The sequence below is a fragment of the Leptospira montravelensis genome, from assembly GCF_004770045.1.
Taxonomy (GTDB): Bacteria; Spirochaetota; Leptospiria; order Leptospirales; family Leptospiraceae; genus Leptospira_A; species Leptospira_A montravelensis.
Genome location: NZ_RQFO01000016.1, coordinates 270,444 through 291,352, shown reverse-complemented (window position 1 = coordinate 291,352; position 20,909 = coordinate 270,444). Strand labels below are relative to the sequence as shown.

Annotated in this window: 15 protein-coding genes; 9 read left to right on the top strand and 6 right to left on the bottom strand. The window is 34.7% G+C overall.

What is annotated here, in order from left to right:
- Window positions 1-40 precede the first annotated feature (40 nt).
- The 3 genes from EHQ31_RS11685 (at window position 41) to ahpF (ending at window position 3,239) form a co-directional block, all read left to right on the top strand.
- Window positions 41-958: a hydrogen peroxide-inducible genes activator gene (locus tag EHQ31_RS11685; RefSeq protein ID WP_135573515.1), complete on the top strand. Its 918-nt coding sequence runs from the start codon at window positions 41-43 to the stop codon at window positions 956-958.
- 113 nt (window positions 959-1,071) lie between these two features.
- Window positions 1,072-1,635 carry an alkyl hydroperoxide reductase subunit C gene (ahpC, locus tag EHQ31_RS11680; protein ID WP_100744043.1) on the top strand — a complete coding sequence of 188 codons (564 nt, stop codon included), beginning with the start codon at window positions 1,072-1,074 and terminating at the stop codon, window positions 1,633-1,635.
- Window positions 1,636-1,679: 44 nt separating this feature from the next.
- On the top strand, window positions 1,680-3,239 hold the full coding sequence (gene ahpF / locus EHQ31_RS11675; protein ID WP_135573517.1) for an alkyl hydroperoxide reductase subunit F: 1,560 nt from the start codon (window positions 1,680-1,682) through the stop codon (window positions 3,237-3,239).
- On the opposite strand, the gene EHQ31_RS11670 is transcribed toward ahpF, so the two are convergent.
- On the bottom strand, window positions 3,225-5,603 hold the full coding sequence (locus EHQ31_RS11670; protein WP_135573519.1) for a PAS domain-containing protein: 2,379 nt from the start codon (window positions 5,601-5,603) through the stop codon (window positions 3,225-3,227). The genes ahpF and EHQ31_RS11670 overlap by 15 nt on opposite strands.
- 44 nt (window positions 5,604-5,647) lie before the next feature.
- Window positions 5,648-6,082: a hypothetical protein gene (locus EHQ31_RS11665; protein ID WP_135573521.1), complete on the bottom strand. Its 435-nt coding sequence runs from the start codon at window positions 6,080-6,082 to the stop codon at window positions 5,648-5,650.
- A gap of 146 nt (window positions 6,083-6,228) precedes the next feature.
- On the opposite strand from EHQ31_RS11665, the gene EHQ31_RS11660 reads away from it, so the two are divergent.
- Genes EHQ31_RS11660 through EHQ31_RS11650 form a run of 3 tightly spaced genes read left to right on the top strand, consistent with a single transcriptional unit; the run spans window position 6,229 to window position 15,111 of the window.
- Window positions 6,229-11,298, top strand: coding sequence for an alpha-2-macroglobulin family protein (locus EHQ31_RS11660; RefSeq protein ID WP_135573523.1), 5,070 nt, complete (start codon window positions 6,229-6,231; stop codon window positions 11,296-11,298).
- A complete protein-coding gene (locus tag EHQ31_RS11655) occupies window positions 11,295-13,484 on the top strand; it encodes a transglycosylase domain-containing protein (RefSeq protein WP_244247363.1) in 2,190 nt (729 codons plus the stop codon). The genes EHQ31_RS11660 and EHQ31_RS11655 overlap by 4 nt, the downstream gene beginning before the upstream one ends.
- Window positions 13,471-15,111 (top strand): sulfatase-like hydrolase/transferase, encoded by a 1,641-nt coding sequence (locus EHQ31_RS11650; RefSeq protein WP_244247362.1) that lies wholly within the window; start codon window positions 13,471-13,473, stop codon window positions 15,109-15,111. Before EHQ31_RS11655 ends, EHQ31_RS11650 begins: the two co-directional genes overlap by 14 nt.
- Here EHQ31_RS11650 and EHQ31_RS11645 read toward each other — a convergent pair.
- Window positions 15,108-15,779, bottom strand: a complete 672-nt coding sequence (locus EHQ31_RS11645) for a TetR/AcrR family transcriptional regulator (protein WP_135573525.1) — start codon at window positions 15,777-15,779, stop codon at window positions 15,108-15,110. The genes EHQ31_RS11650 and EHQ31_RS11645 overlap by 4 nt on opposite strands.
- Before the next feature lie 226 nt (window positions 15,780-16,005).
- Between EHQ31_RS11645 and EHQ31_RS11640 the strand changes: the two genes are divergently transcribed.
- Window positions 16,006-16,416, top strand: coding sequence for a DUF5329 family protein (locus EHQ31_RS11640; protein WP_244247361.1), 411 nt, complete (start codon window positions 16,006-16,008; stop codon window positions 16,414-16,416).
- 118 nt (window positions 16,417-16,534) lie between these two features.
- A complete protein-coding gene (locus EHQ31_RS11635) occupies window positions 16,535-17,707 on the top strand; it encodes a YncE family protein (protein WP_135573527.1) in 1,173 nt (390 codons plus the stop codon).
- 50 nt (window positions 17,708-17,757) lie between these two features.
- Here the strand turns inward: EHQ31_RS11635 and EHQ31_RS11630 are convergent, their stop codons facing one another.
- Complete coding sequence (locus EHQ31_RS11630; RefSeq protein WP_135573529.1) at window positions 17,758-18,606, bottom strand: NAD(P)H-binding protein; 849 nt, start codon at window positions 18,604-18,606, stop codon at window positions 17,758-17,760.
- Window positions 18,607-18,751: 145 nt separating this feature from the next.
- Here EHQ31_RS11630 and EHQ31_RS11625 point away from each other — a divergent pair, with 145 nt between their 5' ends.
- On the top strand, window positions 18,752-19,648 hold the full coding sequence (locus EHQ31_RS11625; RefSeq protein ID WP_135573541.1) for an AraC family transcriptional regulator: 897 nt from the start codon (window positions 18,752-18,754) through the stop codon (window positions 19,646-19,648).
- Here the strand turns inward: EHQ31_RS11625 and EHQ31_RS11620 are convergent.
- Both EHQ31_RS11620 and EHQ31_RS11615 read right to left on the bottom strand, forming a co-directional pair.
- Window positions 19,616-20,485 carry an RNA polymerase sigma factor gene (locus EHQ31_RS11620; RefSeq protein WP_135573543.1) on the bottom strand — a complete coding sequence of 290 codons (870 nt, stop codon included), beginning with the start codon at window positions 20,483-20,485 and terminating at the stop codon, window positions 19,616-19,618. The two genes, EHQ31_RS11625 and EHQ31_RS11620, sit on opposite strands and share 33 nt — an antisense overlap.
- A complete protein-coding gene (locus tag EHQ31_RS11615; RefSeq protein ID WP_135573545.1) occupies window positions 20,485-20,859 on the bottom strand; it encodes a DUF1304 domain-containing protein in 375 nt (124 codons plus the stop codon). The genes EHQ31_RS11620 and EHQ31_RS11615 overlap by 1 nt, the downstream gene beginning before the upstream one ends.
- Window positions 20,860-20,909: the final 50 nt, after the last annotated feature.

The following is a 20,909-nucleotide window of genomic DNA, read 5'->3' as shown; positions in this document are numbered from 1 at the left end:
TTTCTCATATGGTTTAGTTATTTTTTTGGAGCAAATCTAGATGACAATCACTCAACTTAGATATATCGTAGCTTTGGATCAGTTTAAAAGTTTTGCAAAGGCCGCCGAACATTGTTTAGTTGCACAACCAACGTTGAGTTTACAAATTCAAAAGGTAGAACAGGAACTTGGTTTCGAATTATTCGATCGAAAAAAAAATCCAGTCATTACAACCAAATTGGGAAAAGCGGTGGTTGACCAGGCAAAAAATACCTTAAAAGAAGCCGACAAACTCTTTGAAATCGCAGGGCAATGGAAAGATGAACCAGCAGGAAGTATATCTATTGGTATTATTCCCACTGTAAGTAATTATCTAATTCCCTCTATTTACCAAAGTTTACAGACGGAATTTTCAAAAGTTAATTTTCGAATATCTGAATTACCAACATTAACTATTCTTGAAAAATTAGAATCGGAAGAAATTGATTTAGGGATTCTTGCCACTCCGCTTAAAATTCCAAATATCGTGGAACACCCGCTTTATTATGAACCCTTTGTAGTTTATTATCCAAAAGATGCCAAAGAAAAATCCAGTTCGGTTTCAATGAAACATATAGAAAAATATCCTCTTCTTGTGTTAGGTGAAGAGCATTGTTTTAGGCACCAGTCATTAAAAATTTGTAACAGAAATTCCCTTGCCAAAATTGAAAGTGGGAGTGTAGAAACTCTCAAACGAATGGTGGATATGGGGATTGGTGTGACACTATTGCCTAAATTGTCAGTGAATACAACTTCTGATCGTGTTGTTCCATTTAGTTCACCGGAACCGGCAAGAGAGATTAGTTTGGTATATAAAAAAGGATTTTATAAAACTAGAATTTTGAAAAAACTCACAAGTTTGATTTTAGGTGTGATTCCTAACGAATACCATTCGAAAGAAAAGTTTAAAATTATTGGTGTGTCATTAAACCAAGATTAAAAGATTAAACAAATCCCTGTCATAGTTTTTATAAATGTCATCATTTATCTTATTTATTTTACAAATGATTCATTTGCGAGTATATTCTTCTTAACAACAAAGGAGGATATTCAATGTCCAATATCAACACTCAAATTCCCGATTTTACTACGGAAGCTTTTCACAATGGTGCTTTTAAAAAAATAAGCAAAAAAGACGTTCTTGGAAAATGGTCGGTTTTTGTTTTTTACCCAGCGGATTTTACATTTGTTTGCCCAACAGAACTTGGCGACGTAGCAGATTATTACGAAGAACTTCAAAAAATGGGAGTTGAAGTGTATTCTGTTTCTACAGATACACATTTTGTTCACAAAGCTTGGCATGAAGCAAGTGACACAATTAAAAAAATCAAATTCCCAATGTTAGGTGATGCTTCTGGAAAGATCACCAGAGGATTCGGAGTGATGATCGAAGATGATGGTCAAGCTCTTAGAGGAACATTTGTAGTAAATCCTGAAGGTGTGATTAAAACTGCGGAAATCCATGATCTTGGAATCGGGCGTTCCGCTGAAGAACTCGTTCGCAAAGTGCAAGCAGCACAATATGTTGCAAACAACGACGGCGAAGTTTGTCCAGCAAAATGGAAACCAGGTAACACAACATTGAAGCCAGGTCTTGACTTGGTAGGAAAAATCTAAATGAAGTTAGGCGGGTTAATGCCCGCCTAAATCGGGAGGTTATTATGTTAGATGAATCAACAAAAGAGCAAGTTAAACAATACTTTGAAAGAATCAAAAATCCAGTGCAGATACAATTGTTTTCTGGAGACCATGAAAAACGTGAAGAATTGATTGAATTTCTAAATGATATTGTTTCTTTAAGTTCTAATCTTTCTTTGGAAAATTCTGCGGCTATCAATGATGGTCTTCGGTTTACCATTCTTTCCGAAGGAAAACCAACGGGAATTGAGTTTTCTGGAATTCCCATGGGACATGAATTTACTTCATTGATTTTGGCAATTTTACAATCTGGTGGTAACCCAATCAAATTGGAAGAGGGAATTCTTTCCACAGTTTCTAAACTTACAGAAAGTTTACACTTTGAAACATTCATTTCTCTTGATTGTCATAACTGTCCTGAAGTGGTTCAAACGCTCAATAGTTTTGCTCTTGTGAATCCTTCTATTACACATAACATGATTGATGGAGCTATGTATCCTGAGTTGGTAAAAGAGAAAAATATCCAAGGGGTTCCTGCGGTTTTTCTAAATGGAAAACGTTTTCTTTCCGGAAAAGCCGAAGCTTCAATTATATTTGATAAACTTTTTGAGTTATATTCTGTACCCGAAACAACCGAAGATACAGCAGGTCATTCTAACCCAACTGAAATTTATGATGTAACCGTGATTGGTGGTGGTCCTTCTGGTGTGACAGCGGCAGTATATTCTGCACGGAAAGGATTAAAAACTCTTGTCATCGCAGATAGGTTAGGTGGTCAAGTGAAAGATACTTTAGGTATTGAAAATATAATTTCCTTACCTTACACGACTGGCCCTGAGTTGACAAATGTATTATCAGAACAGCTTAATAAAAACCAAATCAAAAAGAAAGAAAACGTACGTGTCTTAAAAATTGAACCTGGAAAATTAAAAACCATTCATTTGAATACAGGCGAACGCATTGTTACAAAAACAGTGATCCTATCAACAGGTGCAAAGTGGAGAGAACTCAACGTTCCTGGAGAAAAAGAATTTGTTGGAAAAGGGGTGGCCTATTGTCCTCATTGTGATGGACCGTTTTTTAAAGACAAAGATGTTGCGGTGGTTGGGGGAGGAAACTCAGGAGTTGAGGCAGCATTAGATCTAAGTGGAATTGTAAAGTCAGTGACTTTAATTGAATTTGGTGACAAACTAAATGCAGACAAGGTATTGTTGGATAAAGTGGCTGAGTCTTCCAATATCAAAACTTTAGTAAAAGCGCAGACGACAGAAATTCAAACGAATGCTGAGAAGGTAACTGGACTTACTTACAAAGATAGAAGTTCTGAAAAGTCTGAAACAATACCACTTGATGGTGTGTTTGTCCAAATAGGGCTAGTACCAAACAGTAGTTTTGTGAAAGATTTGGTGGAAACAAATCGTTTCGGTGAAATCTTAGTCGATGAAAAATGTAAAACGAACGTAGATGGAATATTTGCTTGTGGGGATGTGACAAATACACCTTATAAACAAATTATCATAGCAATGGGTGAAGGAGCGAAAGCAGCGATTAGTGCATTCGAATATCTTTTACACGCGGCTTGAAGTCAGCCATTTTTCAATCGTAGAATAAAGATCAGTGGTAGATATCGGCTTGGTGAGAAAATCATTCATACCTGATTCTATTGCTGTATCTTTTACAGAAAAAAAGGCTCCAGCCGTTAGGGCAATGATGGGAGTTTTTTTGTTTGTGCCTTTTTCTAATTTTCTAATTTCGATCGTTGCCGTATAACCATCCATAATTGGCATTTGTAAATCCATAAATATTAAATCTGGAACTTTTAGTTGGAATTGTCTTACTGCATCGGCTCCATCAGTAGCAAAACGCAAGTGAATTTGCGGATATCTTTTTAATAACATTTTTGATAATAGCTTTTTATTTAAATCATTATCTTCTACTACCAAAATGTCACTTTGCATTAGATTGTTTTCCACGATTATAGGTTCATCGGCAGATAAATGTTTCTCTTCAAATAAGATTGATGATACCGAGCCCGTATCATTCACTTGTAATGATAGTATAAAACTGAATTTACTTCCTTTCCCAAGTTCACTTTCGATATGTAGTTGGGAATTCATTTTTTGAATCAGTTCACTTGTGATCGTTAAGCCAAGGCCAGTGCCACCATATTTACGTGTGATAGAAGTATCAGCTTGTGAAAAAGAATCAAATAATTTTGTATTTGAGTTGAGATCAATTCCAATTCCTGTATCTGAAACAGAAAACTCAATATCAATGAATTCGTCTATTTGTTTGATTGGTTTTACGGAGACTATAACTTCCCCCTCGTGCGTAAATTTGATGGCATTACCAATTAAATTGGAAAGAACTTGTCTAATTCGTAATGGATCCAAGGAAACAAATTGAGGTAATTGAGAATTTAAATTTAGTTTTAAAGGGATGGCTTTGGAAGCCGCTGAAATTTTGAAAAGATCAACAGTCGATTGTACTAAATCGATTAAATCAGTGCTTATCAATTCCAGTTCCATTTTACCGGAATCAATTTTAGAAAAATCAAGAATTTGATTCACTAATGATAATAAACTTTTTCCAGAAAGACGTATATTTTGTAATGATTCTTTTTGTTCTTCGGATAGATTTGAGTGTAACAAAAGTTCTGTGAAACCAATGATACCATTGAGTGGTGTCCTGATTTCGTGACTCATATTGGCTAAAAAGTTTCCTTTGGCCATATTGGCAGCTTCCGCCATTTCTTTTGCTTTTCGCAGTGTATATTCAATTTTTTTGGTTTCTGTTAAGTCAGAATTGGAACCAACCATTCTAATCTTATTACCAGAAGAATCTCTTTGGATATAACATCTTGATAATACATGAGCATAATTTCCTTTTCTTTTTTTCATTTGGAAACTAAATTCAAAAGTTTCCCGTTGTGAGAGCATAATATTATCTAAAAATTCAGATACCCAATCCAAATCATCAGGATGGATCAAACTTTTCCAATAATCAATTGGAACATTTTCTGCTTTCTCATCGTTACCAAATTCCAACCACCACCTTCTCGAGTAGATGACTGTATTATTAACCAAGTCCCAATCAAACCAACCATCGGAACTAACTTCTAAAATTAGAGCGTAGCGTTCGTTAGATTCCTTGAGAGCATTTTCGGCTTTTTTTTGTTCCGTAATATCTTTACTTGCACCAACAATGAATTTAAATTTTCCATCTACTTCTATCGGAGTAAGAGCAGTGGTCCAAATTTTAGTTCCCGCAGGCATCGGGATACTTTCTTCATAGGAAATTGTAGTTTTTGCTTCTAAAACATTTTGATAGTTTTTAATAACAGGTCTGCCTAAGTCTTCACCTAATAAATCAATGGGAGTTTTACCTTGAATTGATGATTGGTTTACACCAGTTGCTTTTTCATAAGCAGCATTGATGCGGCGAATTATAAATTCCCCACCATCCATAACTTCAATTAGGAACATAGAATCTTGGCTTCCATTGAATAAAATGTTATTTTCGAGTAACAACTGTTTTATTTCGCCAGTTTCATTTTTAATGATGTCTTGTAGGGAAAGTAACTCGGAGATATCGGCAATCACTCCGTCAAATCGAAGAATGTCTCCAGATTCGTTTCGAATGATTCTACCTTGGCATTGTACAAATTTAATTATATTGTTTTTTGTTTGGATTCGATAACGAATGCGAATTTTGTCACCAGCGTTAAGTGAAGTTAAAGCGGTTTCGACAATGGATCTATCTTCTGGGTGAATTAAATTTTTCCAGTGGTCGCGCTCTTGTGTGAAGTAATCTCTAGGGTAACCTGTAAGTGTTTCTGCAGATGGACTAATATAAATGATTTCTAATTCAGGAAAACTCGCCGAGAAAATAACCTCCTCCATAGCAGAGAGAATTTGTTTTTCCAATGAAGGCGGTGGAGGACGCATACCCTTCATTGGACGAATCTTTTTTAGGGATCTAACAAACTAGATTAGGATTTTCTAATAAGAAAGGGGAGTGCCAAATGGGGAGCGAATTTACTGTAGTTCATTCCCAGTAGGTCGGTTTCGTTTAAAACTCGAAATTCGTCTACAAAGTAGGGCCAAGGGAAGGGAGCTTCTTTTGTATATTCTAAGATTAGGCTAGGATTTCCGTCGAGTGGTGAATTTCTAAAAGACAATTTCATGGGATGTCGCATTTGAAATTCAGTAGTCTTTGGTGGCAAAAATAAATTGTAGGCAATATCTGAGCCATCAAAGGATTTTCCCCACCAATGGCGAAACGACATAAAATTTAGGCTGAAACTGGCACCAACTTGGAACCATTTCGGTCCTAACCATTCTGCTTTGTAATTTCCTGCGGGAAAAGATCCTGGCGCCGTTAAGTCGAAAAACTGTTTTTTTATCTGAGATAGTGACATCGTCATCAATCAAATTCCAAAATTTTAAAAGCATAGCGAAAATTCTGATCCAGATAAAAAAATATAGAAAGATTTCTGTTTTCATTCAGGAAAGAGTTGGCAAGAGGTGCTGCTCTTCGTAGAACAGGGAACATTCGAATTTCGGAGTTCTCATGCGTAAGTTAGTATTGGCCTTAGGGTTTCTATTTTTTTTAAGTTCTTGCAATTCTATTAGTGGAATTTTCAGGTCAATCAAACGTACATTTTTTCCGAGTAGTTGCCGAATCGAAGTCAAACTGGACACTACAGATCTCAAATATTTAGAAGACCTTTGGGATTATCGCATTACCGTCACCGAAGATACCAACTTACAAGAGTTAGCATCAGCTGTTCAAATTTTACCAAAACCATCTAATCCCAGTACGGATTTTTCCGATTACGTAAGTCGTGAGTTCTCACTAGACTCTTGGAGTTTTGATCCTGGTGTCGCGTATGAAATCAATATTGGAAAATTTTATGCTGAGAATGACTGTTTCTTAGAGACACCCGTTAGCTTTAAACTTCCTGTAATGACACATAAACCTTCGTTTTATTTATCTCGTGAGAATATATTTGAATCTAATTTAAACAAAGTACTTCCTATTTCAATTTCGAATGTTCCTGAATTTCAAATTCGTTCTGCTGAATTAAATATACCTACACTTGTGAATGCCGTAGCAACATTAGGGGACCGGTATTATGAATTTGAAAGTCAATTGAATTGGAAAAACTCGGTATGGAAATCGGGACAAAAAATAAACTCTTTCGGCAATCAGGGAATGGATATTGATAATTACTTTGGATCAAAACCCAATACAAAAGGATGGATTGCTTTACAGTTAGGTGCAAATGTTATAGGGGAAAATAACAAAGAAGAGTTCAAAAAAGAATCCATTTTTTTACAGTCCACAAACTTAGGAATTACAACAAAACTAGAACCAAATACTCTTCATGTTTGGGTACATAGTTTATCTAAAGCAGAACCAGTAAGTAATACAAATATGAGTTTGTATGAAAAGGGAAGTTTGCGTGGGACATGTAAAACAGACAAAGATGGATACTGTAGACTTCCATCTTTGAGTGATAGTAAATCATTCGATAAATCAGTGTTAATTGCTGAAGATTCCGTTGGAGATAAAGCATTTCTACATTTTAATGAAACCCATATTGAAGGTTATAGCGATTATTATACAGAAAACAATGTAAAAGGAAAGATTTACTTTGATAGAAAGTTATATAGACCAGGTGATCGTGTAGAAATTAAAGCAGTTCTTGCGGAAAGGAAAAATGGAGTTTTGGTGCCTTATTCTTCAAAATCTCTAAACATACAAATTAGAGATTCACGTGGAAAGGATGTGGCCAATACCAATCTCAGTTCCACCACACAAGGAGGTATTACCACAAGTTATCTCATCTCAACGGATGCTTCGCTCGGACATTATTCTGTTTCAGTTTATATTCCGGGTAAAGACGGTTCTATCACATATGATACCTTCCAGGTGGAGGAATTTCGGCCAGTGAACTTTATGGTAAATGTAAATTTGGCTAATGCGGTAAACAAAGATCAAAACGTTAAAGGTTCTGTTGAAGGCAAATATATGTTTGGTGCTCCAATGGGAGGAGCTAAGGTAAGTTATTCGGTATTGAAACGAAAAAGATTTATAGCATTTGATGCATTTTCTAATTATGATTTTTCTGATACTTGGTTTGATTACGAAGACGAATATTCAGGTAGTAATTCTGATTTTGTAACTGGTTCTGAAGGTGTTTTGGATAGCCGAGGTCTTTTTAACTTGGACATTCCTATACAAGAGTTAACTCGCAAATTTGTAACCGATGGTGAGGACATTGAAATTGCAGATGCTTTTAATTTAGTAGTGGAATCGTCAGTGTATGATGTGGATGGAAAGTCGGTTACAAAATCTTCAAGTATACCCTATAATCCTTCTGAAACCTATGTTGGATTAAAATGTAATGATAGATATCAAACCTTAGACAAACCATTTCAGTTTGGAGCTATGGCTGTTAATTTACAAGGCAAATCCGTCGCGGGTGCTGAGCTAAAGGCATATATCATATATAACGATTGGACTTCTGTTTTATCGAAAGGTATTGGTAAATACTTTTTTAGAAGTAATCAACTAACGAAAAAGGTGGTTGAAACAAAAAAACTAATTTCTAAAGCAGAAGGAGTTTCTTTCGATTATCGTGCGAAAGATCCAGGGAGTTATACAGTTTTAGTTTTAAATCGCGATAAAGTTTTTTCACGTGTAGATTTTTATGCGTATGAAAAAGAATCTTATTACACTTGGGACTTTCGTGGAGATGATTCCATTGAGTTACGTTCTGATAAACAAGAATATAGAATTGGAGAAAAGGCAAAAATTTTAATTAAATCACCTTTGCAGAATGCCCGTGTGATCGTAACAGTAGAAAGAGATTCTGTTTATTATAAAAAATCATTTTTGATGAAAGGAAACAGTGCTCCATTAGAAATTCCTATTGAAGAATCCTATTTACCCAATGTTGACGTTAACGTAGTGATGTTGTCTGGAAGATTGCCTGTTCCAGCAGGGCTTTCTGCAGAAGATATAAAAGAATTCAACGAACATGACTTAGGTGCTCCTAAAGCAAAGACTGGTTCCGTTACTTTAAAGGTAAACTTAGCATCCAGAACTGCTCCTGTCGTAATAAAAACTGACAAAAAAGAATATCAACCAAGAGAACAAGTGAAGTTATCTATCCAATCAACTCCTGGTGCAGAACTTACCGTGTCGGTAGCAGATCGGGGAGTTTTAGATTTGGTTGGTTATTCCTTTCAAAGCCCAGTACAAATGTTTTATCAATATTGGTATAATATGATAAAAACTTTTGAACTTCGCAGTATGATCATAAAACATTATATATACGAAAACAAAGGAGATAGTCCTGGTGGAGATTATGGTGAAGATTCGGGAGGTGGATTTTCAGCGGAATCAGAATCGGGAGCAAGAAAAGACTTTAGATACACAGCTTATTGGAATCCTGTGGTAGTTACCGATAGCAACGGAAATGCAGATTTAACTTTTATATTACCTGATAATCTAACAACATTTCGAGTCATGGTTGCATCTTCAGCGAACGGAAAATTTGGTGCTTCCAACGCAGAGTTTACCGTTAAAAAGAATTTAGTTTTACAAAAAACAGTGGCGCGTTTCATTCGTGTTGGTGATAGTTTAGAGTTAGGTGGTAGTATCACTAATAATACTAAGAAAAAAGGAAAGTTTAAATACAAAATTGATTCTGAGTTATTATCAGAGAACAAAGGTTGGTCTTCGATTGAATTAGCGGCTGGCCAAACCAAAGAAGTCCTTCGCACTTTTCAAATTTCAGAATCACAGTATATTAAACTTAAATTGGATCATCCTAGGGATGAGATTCAATTGTCTTATCAAATTTCCGTCGAACCAGAGAATATTTCAGACTTTGTTGAATTGAAAAAATCAGACCTTTCTGATTCTTTAGTTGTATATGTTCCCATCAAAGAATTTGATCCAGTAACGGCTGTTCAGTTTTCTGGTTACACTGATTCTGAATTTAAAACTTTAATCACAGTTCCTAAAAAGGATTCCATTTTACTTAACAAAGGTTCACTGGATATTCGGATGTCGGGAACTGCTCTGACTGCATTAAAATCTGCTTTTGATTTTTATGAATCTAATCCTTATTTCTGCATGGAACAAAGAACCTCTGCTTACCTACTTTCTTTGAGTGCAGGTGAGTTATTAAATGAATTTCAATATAAGGCCCCCTCAAAAGATTCTTATGATTTTACACAAATAGAAAAATTGTTTTTAGATGAGATGTCCGAATTCCAAGCATCAGATGGTAGTTTTAAAGTTTGGAAAGGCTCTGGGCGTACAGGTTATCCTTATTTGACTGCGTATGTTGTTTCTGTAATGCAGATTGCAAAAGAGAAAGGTAAAAGATCAAATTCACCAGCATACCAATCTGCGATTCAATATTTACAAAGTTATGTAAAGAATCCGACAGAAACATCAATCAACTCTTATCAAACTCTTAGTTTGATTTATTCTGTTCTTTCGAAAGACAAAAAAGAGGTACGTTCATTAGAAAAAACTCTTATTGATCACTTTGAAGAATTGAATTTAAAGTCGCGTGGTATTTTTCTTATCTCATATGCAGACACACATAAACTTGAATCTTACGATTCAGATTCTGTGTTTAAAAAGTTATTTTCTGAATTCACAAAGTACATATCATATGAAAAGGAGCTTTTCACATTAAAACCTTTAAATGATAATGCGGAAGAAAAATTCTATTATTCCTATTATAACTCTTCAACAGTACTCGGGAATTATTTACGTTTGTTGTTAAGAGTGGATTCAAAAAATCCTCGGATCGTGGATTTAGTAAAATCCATTATGATGAATCGGCAAAATCATTTTTGGTCTGACAGTCACAGCGTTGGAACCATAGCTCTTGCCTTAGCAGAATATCGAAATCGTTTTGAATCAACATCAATAGACACAGAAGGACAGGCTGTTTTTGGGGAAAAAACTTTAATTAATGAATCGTTTTCTCCTTCATCAGATTCTATCTATAAAGAAGAAATTACATTTGATCGATTGTTCGATTCCAAAGATCCTTCTGGAAGACCTTTGTTATTTAAACGCACAAGTTCTGAAGGAAGACTTTATTTTCAATCTCGGTTAATGTATGTGCCGGTTAAAGATACCACCACACAGAAGTTTAATGGTTTGGAAATTCGTAAAATATTGTATCGAATTGATGGAAGAGATTCCAATGGTAATCCTATTTTAAAAGAAGTGACTAATCTCCAAAGAGGATCTACTTATCTGGTGAAAGTAAAAATATTGAGTAACACGGATCATGCCTTTGTTATGATTGTTGATCCTATTCCGAGTAATACGGAAATTGTGAACACTTCCTTTTTGACAGAAAAAAAATCTGATGCAGAGGAAACAGAAGTTACTGAAAATTATTATGGTGGATTTAAAGAATATAGAGATGATCGTGTCATTTTTTCTGAAGATAGGCTTTCCAAAGGGGAAACAGAGTTTAATTATATACTTAGACCTGTCGCAAAAGGAAATTCAATTTTGCCAGCCTCAAAAACATTTTTGATGTATCTTCCACAGTTTTATGGCAATACAAGTACGATTCGAGTGAAAGTGGATTGATAATCAAAAAATTAAGAATAATAGTTATTCTGTTAGGTGTAGGAATTCTCCTCACCTCAGCAGCCTTTTTATTAAGACCCATTAATTTTGAGTCATTGCGCAATCAATCCACGGTCCGAATCCTTACAGAAGAAGGAAAGCTAATTGGTAGAGGGAAAAATTTATCCCAAACCAAACAAGATTGGCAAAAATTTCGAGAGTATCCGAACTTTGTTTCGGAAATTATAAAGACTGCCGAAGACAAACGATTTAATTCCCATCATGGTGTTGACCTATTGGCGGGTATTAATTCTATTCAATCTTATCTTTTTTCAAAAGGCAAAAGAGGTGGTGCATCTACGATCACCATGCAATTGGTTCGGATTCAAAATCCAGAGATTCGTTCCTTTCCATTTTTTTTGAGAAAATCTTTTGAGATCTTCGAAGCGATACGATACGAAATTTGGCTTACGAAATCAGAAATTTTAGAGGCTTATCTAAATTCTGTATCCATTCATTCGAATCTTGTAGGATTCCCTTCCGCCTCGCTTGCATTATTTGGAAAACATATTCGCTTTTTGTCTATTGAAGAGACTGTATATTTAGCTGTATTAATTCGAAAAAACAAACCTGGCTTAGAAGAATTATCGATTCGATATAATAATTTAATCAAGAGAATTCCTTACGAATTACCAACGTTAAATGATCCAAACGAACTAATCGTAAATCCTGATTTCAAAATTAAATCGGATTTGGCAGAAGAATTAAAAGGCGAAAACCAACATTTTCTAAATTGGATTCGTAAGTTGATTTCTATCCCTTCAGAAGAATTTGTTTCTTCTTTGTCCTCAGAACTTAACTCAGAATTACATTCGATTGTAAATTCCGAGTTAGAAGGTCTTTCTAGATGGAACGTATCAAATGCTTCTGCAATTGTACTCGAACGAATTCCGGGAACTGAGGAAGAGTTAGAACTAAAAGCAATGATTGGTTCCAAAAATTTTTTTGAAAATGGAAATGGAATGGTTAATGGTAGTTTGGCGTATAGGGATGCTGGAAGTACACTTAAACCTTTGTTATATGCTAATGCTATTGAGAAAGGATATTATAGTGTAAATTCTATCTTTTCTGATGAAAAATATTCTTTTTCACTTGGACAGGGGGGGAACTATCTTCCAAGAAACGCAGACTTAAGGTATTGGGGAGATTTAACGCTAGCTGAGGCACTGGGTAATTCAAGAAACATTCCGGCGGTAACTGCAATTAACCAAATTGGCGTTACAACCTTTTATCGATTTTTACAATCAGCAGGATTTTCGCACTTAAAAGAATCTCCTCAGTTTTATGGGCCGGGTTTAGCTTTAGGAGCTGGGGGGACCAGTCTTTTGCAGCTAACACGAGCTTATGGAACATTTTTATTGAACGGTATTCTGCCTAAAATTCATCTTGGTACTATAGATAAAAAACCTTTATATTATGGGTCAAATGTACGTTTATTTTCTGCTGAAACTGCAGAAGAAATTAAGTTTGTTTTGAAAGACCCTAAACTACGACAGAGAGCCTTCGGCCGGAGAAGTTATTTGGACTTTCCTTTTCCAGTTTCAGTTAAAACGGGGACATCTAAAGATTATAGAAATTCATGGACGGTTGCATTTAACGAAAGATATGTGGTTGGTGCTTGGGTTGGAAATTTTTCAGGTGAACGGACAATGGATGTTTCTGGTTCGTTTGGTGCTGGACGTATTGTACAAAATATTTTTCGAAATTTAATGAAAGCTAAACCAAAACAAGATTATACTTCTCACTTCACTGAAACAAAAAGTTTTTGTCGTTTAACAGGAAAAATCGCTACGGATAGGTGTCCCACAATTTCGCTAAAAGTAAGAAAACAAATCTTACCTCCGGAGTTTTGTAATGAACATAGGAAAGGTACGAAATCATCCGTATTAGGCGTCGGGTTTGTTTATCCTTCAGCAGGCCAAATTTACTTATATCATCCTTCGTATGAAAAAGAAACACAAAGTATTCCTATACGCATTCGTGAAATCAAAACCTTAAAAGAACCTAAACTTGTTTGGAATGGTGAAAAAGAACTTTTGCCATCGCCCAATGGTGACTTACGTTTGCCGATCTTACGTGGAAAACAATCATTAGTTTTGTATGACGGCGAAGTGCAAAAGGCAACTGTCGATTTTGAAGTTAAATAAGTTTAAATACTCTGAGCTGTTTTTAAATTGGGAAAATATACCTTTGTTTTATAATTATTTGTTTTTATATTTTTTTCAAGGACTACATTCATATTCCTTAGGAGTTTGGTTTTATTTTCATGGACTTTTTCTTAATGCATTCACAATTTTTGTTTTAGTTTTAGAAGTTTATTTAAAATATAAACAAGTCCATAGAAATCTACTTAATAAAATATTTCGATCCACAATATGGAGTTTATATGTAATACTAATTGTTTACCAACAAGTATATCAAACGGCCGTAAATTTTGAGTTGTTTATTTATTTTTTTAATCACATTGAACTTTTGATCACTGATTTGATCGGATTTTTATATCAATGGAAGTTATCACAGTGGTTCCTTTTGTTGCTAGGATTTTATTGGATTTTATTTACGACTCGAAAAAAGATTTTAATCCCATTGTCAGTAGTGATTTTGTTTTTTCTTTCATATCATTCCGAGATGGAGGGTTTGGACGTTAGCAATCCATCGCCTTTAAGTAATTTGCAATCGAAACGAGTTAAGACGGTTTTGTCATCTATACCAGAGAAACCAAATATTGTTTTTGTTATACTAGAAGGAGTTTCTAGAAAACAATTAGCTACTCAAACATCAAAGTACATTGATTTTTCTGTATTGAATGGATCTCATTTTTGGATTCCCATGCCACATACTTCTAAAAGTTTATTCACATGGATGACTGGGCAGCCACAACTTAATCAAACTCGCATAAAATTGGAAGAGTATTTATTGGAAGGTAGTTTGCCCATACAATTAGAAAAAAATCATAATTACCAAACCATTATGATTTATACACAATCCATTTACTTTGAAGGAATGGAAAAGTTCTTTCCAAGAATTTTTCAAACTGTATTAGATAAAACTATATTAGAAAAAGAGTATGGTTCTTTGTATTCCTCATTTAGTTGGGGAATGGACGATCGTGTAATTCTTGCAGCACAAAGAAAGATTAACCTAAAAACTAACAGTCCTTTGTTTATTTTGATTGGTCTAAGCCAAACACATAGTCCATATTTTGTTTCAACGCAGGGCTCTGATTCGCAATGGATATCACCATCTGTTCGTCATAAGGTTTCATTAGGAGAGGAAGTAAAAGTATTGGATTCTATTATTTCTTTTTGGAAAGAAAATGTAGATCGAGAAACACTATTAATTATAGCAGCTGATCATGGAGAATCTTTTGGAGAAGAAGGAGCCCATGCTCACAACTATTCATTATACAATCAGGAAACAGATGTTCCTTTTTTATTTTATTTTCTTAAATCAAGTCAGATATATATTCCCAAATTAGGATCGTCTGTAGATTTTAAAACAACGATCCTTAGTTTATTAAATTCAATTCAAAATCAAGAAAACTCAATGCAAGAAAATAACTTTTTCGTACCAAATTATGAATTAAGTTTATTTTTAAAAACTTGGAATTCGGAAATTCAAAAATCTTTGATTACATCTGACAAAAAATATATTTACCATAGTGATCGTGATCAGTTGTTTCAAATGGACCACGATGAAAATAATCGAAAGCAAGTTTTTGATGTTCACTTAAAACAAAAGGTAGTCAATCAGATATATACTGGAATCCGTTAAGTATTTTTGTATCCGTTTAGTAATGTAAGAATAGATGTTCTAAGGAAAAGTTTATAATCTAATACGAACATAGCTAATCCATCTTCTTTGACAGCATCCTTGACTTGGTTAGATGGGAATCCATGAGACCAAGATCCAACAGCTAATGCATGACATTGCATCAAAAATAAAAATGCCGATTGTTCTTTTAAAAAAGGAAAAACTTGAATTAAAAGTGGCAGGATTCTAAATATCTGACTTTTTAAACTTCGTTTGAATTCGCGAATGGTTTCTACACTTGCATTTTTTTCTAATATGGTTGGAACGATAGGCAATAACTTTAAAAAACGTACATGTCTATCCATTGAGTCGACAAACCAATTCGAAAATACTTCCGCATTCACTACTTTGGTTTCTGTTAAAAATGTCTCCATATCTAAAAACCAAACTTCATAATCTGCATTATGGACACGAAGACAAAGATCTTCCTTTGTAGGAAAGTAAAGATACAAAGTCCCTTTTGCAATTTTTGCTCGTTTGGCAACTTCATCCATAGATAGTTCTGCCCAATCTTTTTTTTGCAAAAGAAAGGCCGCGGATTGAAGAATCGATGTTCGTTTGGAAAGTTTGTCTTTTTCCAATACTGCTCTTTTTTTGGGAGATCGTTCTGCCATCGGTGCGCGGCTCATACCTCCAATATGGGAAAATCTAAAAAAATAAGCTAGAAAAAAACATCCTATTGACTTCAGGTCAATTGGAAACAACCGGCAGTCATTTATCTCTGACTTTCAGTCATCGGACTTTTTCAATGGTAAGTATAAAAAATTATTATAAATATTGATTTTCATTGTTTTCTATTTATAATGATTTGGGATACTAACAATACTGTAAAATTATATATGCAAAGGTTTGTTTATGATGGTTCTAAGAATTAATTGGTATATATTTATAATTTTATTTTGTTCGGTCCTTTTAAACTCATATTTATATGGAAAAACGGAATCATGTTTTCCATTAACGGAAGAGCAAAAGATTGAAAAACTTTTAAAGAAAGTGGGGAAAATACAAGGCAGTTTTATTCGTAACGGAGATACTCATACGCCAGAAGAAGCAGAAAAACATCTTCGTTATAAATTAGAAGAAGCTAAAAGTTCTATTTTTGCTCCCAATCCTAAAGATTGGACGGCAAAACTTTTCATAGAAAAAATTGCATCAAAATCATTTTTAACAGGTACTCCATACCTGGTTAAACTTTCCCAAGGTAAGGAAATACCTTCCGCAAATTGGTTGATTGCAGAATTGGCCCAATTGGAAAATTGTAAGTAACAGAAATTAGATTTTTCTATTAGCAAAATTATTTTTTGACTTTAGTGTAAACAATAGTTGTAGAAAATAATTTTTCCTTTAGTATTTTCCATCATACAAAAAAACATTGGAGACCTTTATGCGTTATAATATATTTTTTGCCTTCCTTCTTTGTTTTGGAATTTCCTTATCAGCACAAAACATAGAATCGGAATTTTCTTTTGCTACTGATTTTAATGTGCGACCAACATTTGTTGAAGGTAATTCTCCATTCTTTACGAATGATGGGAAGTGGATTTATTTGGGTAAAACAGCAGATTTTGATGAACCTGGATTGTATTTTTATGATATTGAGACTAAGTTAAAAATTTATAGACCCATTCCATTAGAAGCTTATTATATTTCTCAACCAACTCAATTCCTTGGACAATTAGAAACACAAGGAAAACGTTTGCCTTTAACAGTATATGAGTTTTTATTTTATGATGAAAAATCAAATCGTGCAGGGTTCGTTATCGAAAATAAACATAAGTCTGTGAACGCAAAAAGATATTTTTTTATCGGCTGGGATTTGACTACAAACCAAATAGATGTGGTGGAACCAATTTTTGAAATAGAAGAGAATGATAAAAAGTCTTTTGCCCAAAGTTCCGTCATCGGGTATTCACAAGAGGATAATACTGGATATTTTACCTTTGCAGTGGATGCAAATTTAAAAGACGATGAATCTGAAGATGTTACTGCCTTTATATACAAAATTCAAAATAAAAATTTGTCAAAATTAAAGGAATACAAATCAAAATTTTATCCTTACACACCAGAATTTCATCCGGAATCAAAACAAATCGTAATTGCTTGTTATACGGAAGCATTCCAAAAAAGAAATCCGCTTGGATATTTATATAAAGTTGATCAAAACTCTTTTCAAGAGTTTCCTATTCCTTCAACTCCTTATGGAATTAGTTTTTCGAAAGATGGAAAGTTTTTGTATATGGCCGCAGCAGATACTGGGGAAGTGCGAATGTACAATACTGACAACCTTGCAGATGTTAAAAAATCGAAATGGGGGACACATGGCCATAAATTAGGGTTTTGGAAAGAAGGAGAGCTTGTTTGGGTTAGAAATTCTGGATTACATATTTATGACCCTATCAGTTTAAAACAGAAAAAAGTCATACCTACCAGAAAATTTTATAAAAACCATGTAAATGTTAGCGGATCAGTTTTTTTACCATTCCGTAAATTACTTTTAAGAAATATACTGGAAGATCCAGCTGGCGGAGCTGCCAACCGGATCCTAATCCCAGATTAAAATTCAATCCAAACTTAATGTTATCGATTCAAATTTAAATGTTTGAATTTTTATTTCCAAGCATTTGCATTTTCTTTTGCATATTGGCTAAAAGAAATTGGATTTTTGCCGGTTAAAGTTTTCACTGTATCCAAAATAGGAGAAGCAAATCCTTCTTTTAAGGCACCGGCAATCATTACAAGAAATGCAGCATAATCTTTTGAGAGTCCAGCAGATACAAGTGAGGATTCAAAAATTTTTGGATCAACATCAACATATTCAATATTTTTTCCGCTTACTTTTGTTAAATGGTCGGCTACTACGTTATGGTCGATTGACTCAGGACCTGTCAAAGTAAAGGCTTGGTTATCATTTTTTGAACTTGTGAGAAGGACTGATGCCACAGAGGCAATGTCTCTTGCATCAATAAAACTTGTATTTGCATTTCCACCTGGAAAATAAATTTTTCCATCTTGTTTGATCCCAGCAATCCAGAATGTGTGAAAGTTCTGCATAAACCAGTTAGGACGAATGATATTCCAAGGTATACCCGATCCTTCAAGCATAATCTCTGTTTTGCGAAACGGTGCTTCTGGTGGCGCATGTTCTACACCCATCGCAGTCATTAATACAAGTTTTTTTAAACTAATTTGTTTTGCTTTTTCTATCCAAGGAGATAGAATTTCGTATTGGTTGGTTTGGCCTGGAGGGCTCAGAAAAAAAGCAGCATCTACTTTTTCTAAGATTTCCTGTCCTTTGTTAAGATCACTAGAATCTGCAAAAACCCAATGTAAGTTAGTGGAACTCTTTTGGGATTCCGGTTTTCTGGATCCTGCAAATACCTCATGTCCATTGTTTAACAATTCTTTGATTAAGTGGCCACCGACGAGTCCTGAGCCGCCGTATACAAATACTTTCATAGTTTATCCTTAGTTTCGGAATCCAATCCGTGAATAAATCTAGAATACTACGAATATTCTGGACTGTCTATGTCAAATAATATTAAAAATATATCCAATCGTATAAACTTGTAGACATTTGGTGAAATTGGAAAGAAAAAGGGTTATGGATCTACTTTCTGATATTCTCGCCTCTGCCGGTTGGAAAAATGACCTCCTTTCCAAAGGGCAAATTTACGATAGTTTTGGATTCCACTTTCCTTGTGAAAGGAGTGGAGGCTTTCATGTGGTGACACAAGGCAGCTGTTATGCGAGGATGGGTAATACTACAATTCCTTTGCACAAAGGTGATTTAATATTTATCACCCGAGGAATCAATCACGAACTTTTATCGGATCCTAAAGCAAAAGTGGTAACTGTTGAACGATTTTTAAGTGATAAAGAGATACGTCTTAAAAAAGAAAATCCTGTTACTACATTTGTTTCGATTCGTTATGAAGTGCCTCCTGGACCAACACATCCATTTTTTCTGGAAATTCCCGATTTTATTCACATTCCATTCGAAACTATACAAGCTCACCATGCATTAGGAGATATTATTCAAATTCTGTCTCGCGAATTGGAGTTAAATTTGGGCACAGATTTAATTTTACAAAGGTTAACAGATATTTTGTTATATTATATGTTGCGCATGTGGTTGAACCAAAATGTAACATCACAAGTGGGTTGGGTAAAAGCATTTCATGACTCATTAGTATTATATGCATTGGAAAAGTTACACAATGGATATAGTAAAGATTGGACGATTGAATCTTTAGCAAAAGAAACAGGTGTGTCTCGTGCCAACCTTGCTAACAAATTTAAGGATGTTCTCGGAATTCCACCGATGGAATATTTGGCAAAACTTAGAATGGAAAAGGCTAAACAATTGTTTCAGAAAGGGAATATGGGCCTTGAAGAAATTGCACAAAATGTAGGTTATGCGTCGGCTTTTTCTTTTTCCAAAGCTTATAAACGTATTTTTGGAAGTTCACCGAGTCGTGAGTGGAAACGAGTTGTGTAACAAAGTTCTGATACTTTCCAATTGGTTTTTTTTTGGCAAAAATTCTGGGTGATTACGAAATACTTCGGCTGCTTTACGAATTTTGGAAGTATCTGCCATCATAGGTTTTATTTCTTTCCACCTCCCATCTAGTTTCATTTGTTCAGAAAGTTTGAGATAGGTTTTAATCCTTCCCGCCTTCGTAGCATATTTGATTCGATTGGTACATTGGCATGGATTGTTTGCATGGGTTAAACTGCATTCTTTTCCAAGAAATGTTTCCATCTGTTTTCTTGCTCTAAACAACCTTTGTCGAAAGGTTTCTTGCCGTATACCCATCACAGATGCGCCTTCTTCACTGGATGTTTGGAAAACCTCACCTAGAAGGTAAGCCATTCTGTAAGGTCTAGTAAGACCTTGTAACATTGCATAGGTGCAAGCAACTTGTACATGTAAAACAAGTTCGGAAACTTTTGGTGCAGATTCTTTCTCTTCGAGATGACTTGGAATGTGGGAATTTGGATCGTATGGCGATTGAGTTCGATGTAGTTCTTCACGAATCACTCTAAGATGTACCTTTCTTCTTTCCATTTTTGATTTTTGTAAATTGATTAAATGATTGCTGGCGATTTTATAAATCCAAGTTGATAGTTTGCTTTCTTTTCGAAAACCTCCTAAGTTGGTAATTACTTTCACTAAAATTTCTTGTGTTGCGTCTTCCGCATCTTCAGGGTTCCATAAAAATTTCAAAGCCAGAGAAAATACTTTGGGTTGGAAAATATGAATCAATTCCTCCAAAGCATTGGTTTTACCCGACAGGGAATTTTCTAATAAAGGAAGATGCGGATCATCGATCATTATTTTTTGTTGGCTACGTAATGAACTACAAGAGCAAGAAAAGCTGGTAATCCTTGTGAAAACAAAATCGAAAACTTAGCAGTTGCTGATCCGTAAATACCTGCTACCACAACGCAAATGAGAAAAAATAAAATGGTTTGGAATTTTTGTTTTTGGTCTTTGATTAAAATCAGTGCCCAAAAAAGTCCCGCTGCTAAAAATCCATTATAGAGGCCTTGGTTTTTTGCTAACTTTGCTGTGATTTCTGCGGTTTCTGGTGTTAGTTGGAACACTTTCATACCAAATTCAGTTTTCCAAAGGAACATTTCCAAGACCAAAATGAACACATGTTCTACAGCTACAAAGCCAGTCAAGATGAGAGAAAAAAGTTTCATATAATTCTCCTAAAGAATTGTTTTCTTCTTGGGACAATTGATTTTCTCGT

Coding starts and splice junctions, on each gene's coding strand:
- ahpC (WP_100744043.1), top strand. CDS start 1,072: ATGTCCAATATCAACACTCAAATTCCCGATTTTACTACGGAAGCTTTT.
- EHQ31_RS11685 (WP_135573515.1), top strand. CDS start 41: ATGACAATCACTCAACTTAGATATATCGTAGCTTTGGATCAGTTTAAA.
- EHQ31_RS11630 (WP_135573529.1), bottom strand. CDS start 18,606: ATGAAAGTATTTGTATACGGCGGCTCAGGACTCGTCGGTGGCCACTTA.
- EHQ31_RS11670 (WP_135573519.1), bottom strand. CDS start 5,603: ATGCGTCCTCCACCGCCTTCATTGGAAAAACAAATTCTCTCTGCTATG.
- EHQ31_RS11645 (WP_135573525.1), bottom strand. CDS start 15,779: ATGAGCCGCGCACCGATGGCAGAACGATCTCCCAAAAAAAGAGCAGTA.
- EHQ31_RS11665 (WP_135573521.1), bottom strand. CDS start 6,082: ATGACGATGTCACTATCTCAGATAAAAAAACAGTTTTTCGACTTAACG.
- EHQ31_RS11640 (WP_244247361.1), top strand. CDS start 16,006: ATGATGGTTCTAAGAATTAATTGGTATATATTTATAATTTTATTTTGT.
- EHQ31_RS11635 (WP_135573527.1), top strand. CDS start 16,535: ATGCGTTATAATATATTTTTTGCCTTCCTTCTTTGTTTTGGAATTTCC.
- EHQ31_RS11620 (WP_135573543.1), bottom strand. CDS start 20,485: ATGATCGATGATCCGCATCTTCCTTTATTAGAAAATTCCCTGTCGGGT.
- EHQ31_RS11615 (WP_135573545.1), bottom strand. CDS start 20,859: ATGAAACTTTTTTCTCTCATCTTGACTGGCTTTGTAGCTGTAGAACAT.
- EHQ31_RS11625 (WP_135573541.1), top strand. CDS start 18,752: ATGGATCTACTTTCTGATATTCTCGCCTCTGCCGGTTGGAAAAATGAC.
- EHQ31_RS11660 (WP_135573523.1), top strand. CDS start 6,229: ATGCGTAAGTTAGTATTGGCCTTAGGGTTTCTATTTTTTTTAAGTTCT.
- ahpF (WP_135573517.1), top strand. CDS start 1,680: ATGTTAGATGAATCAACAAAAGAGCAAGTTAAACAATACTTTGAAAGA.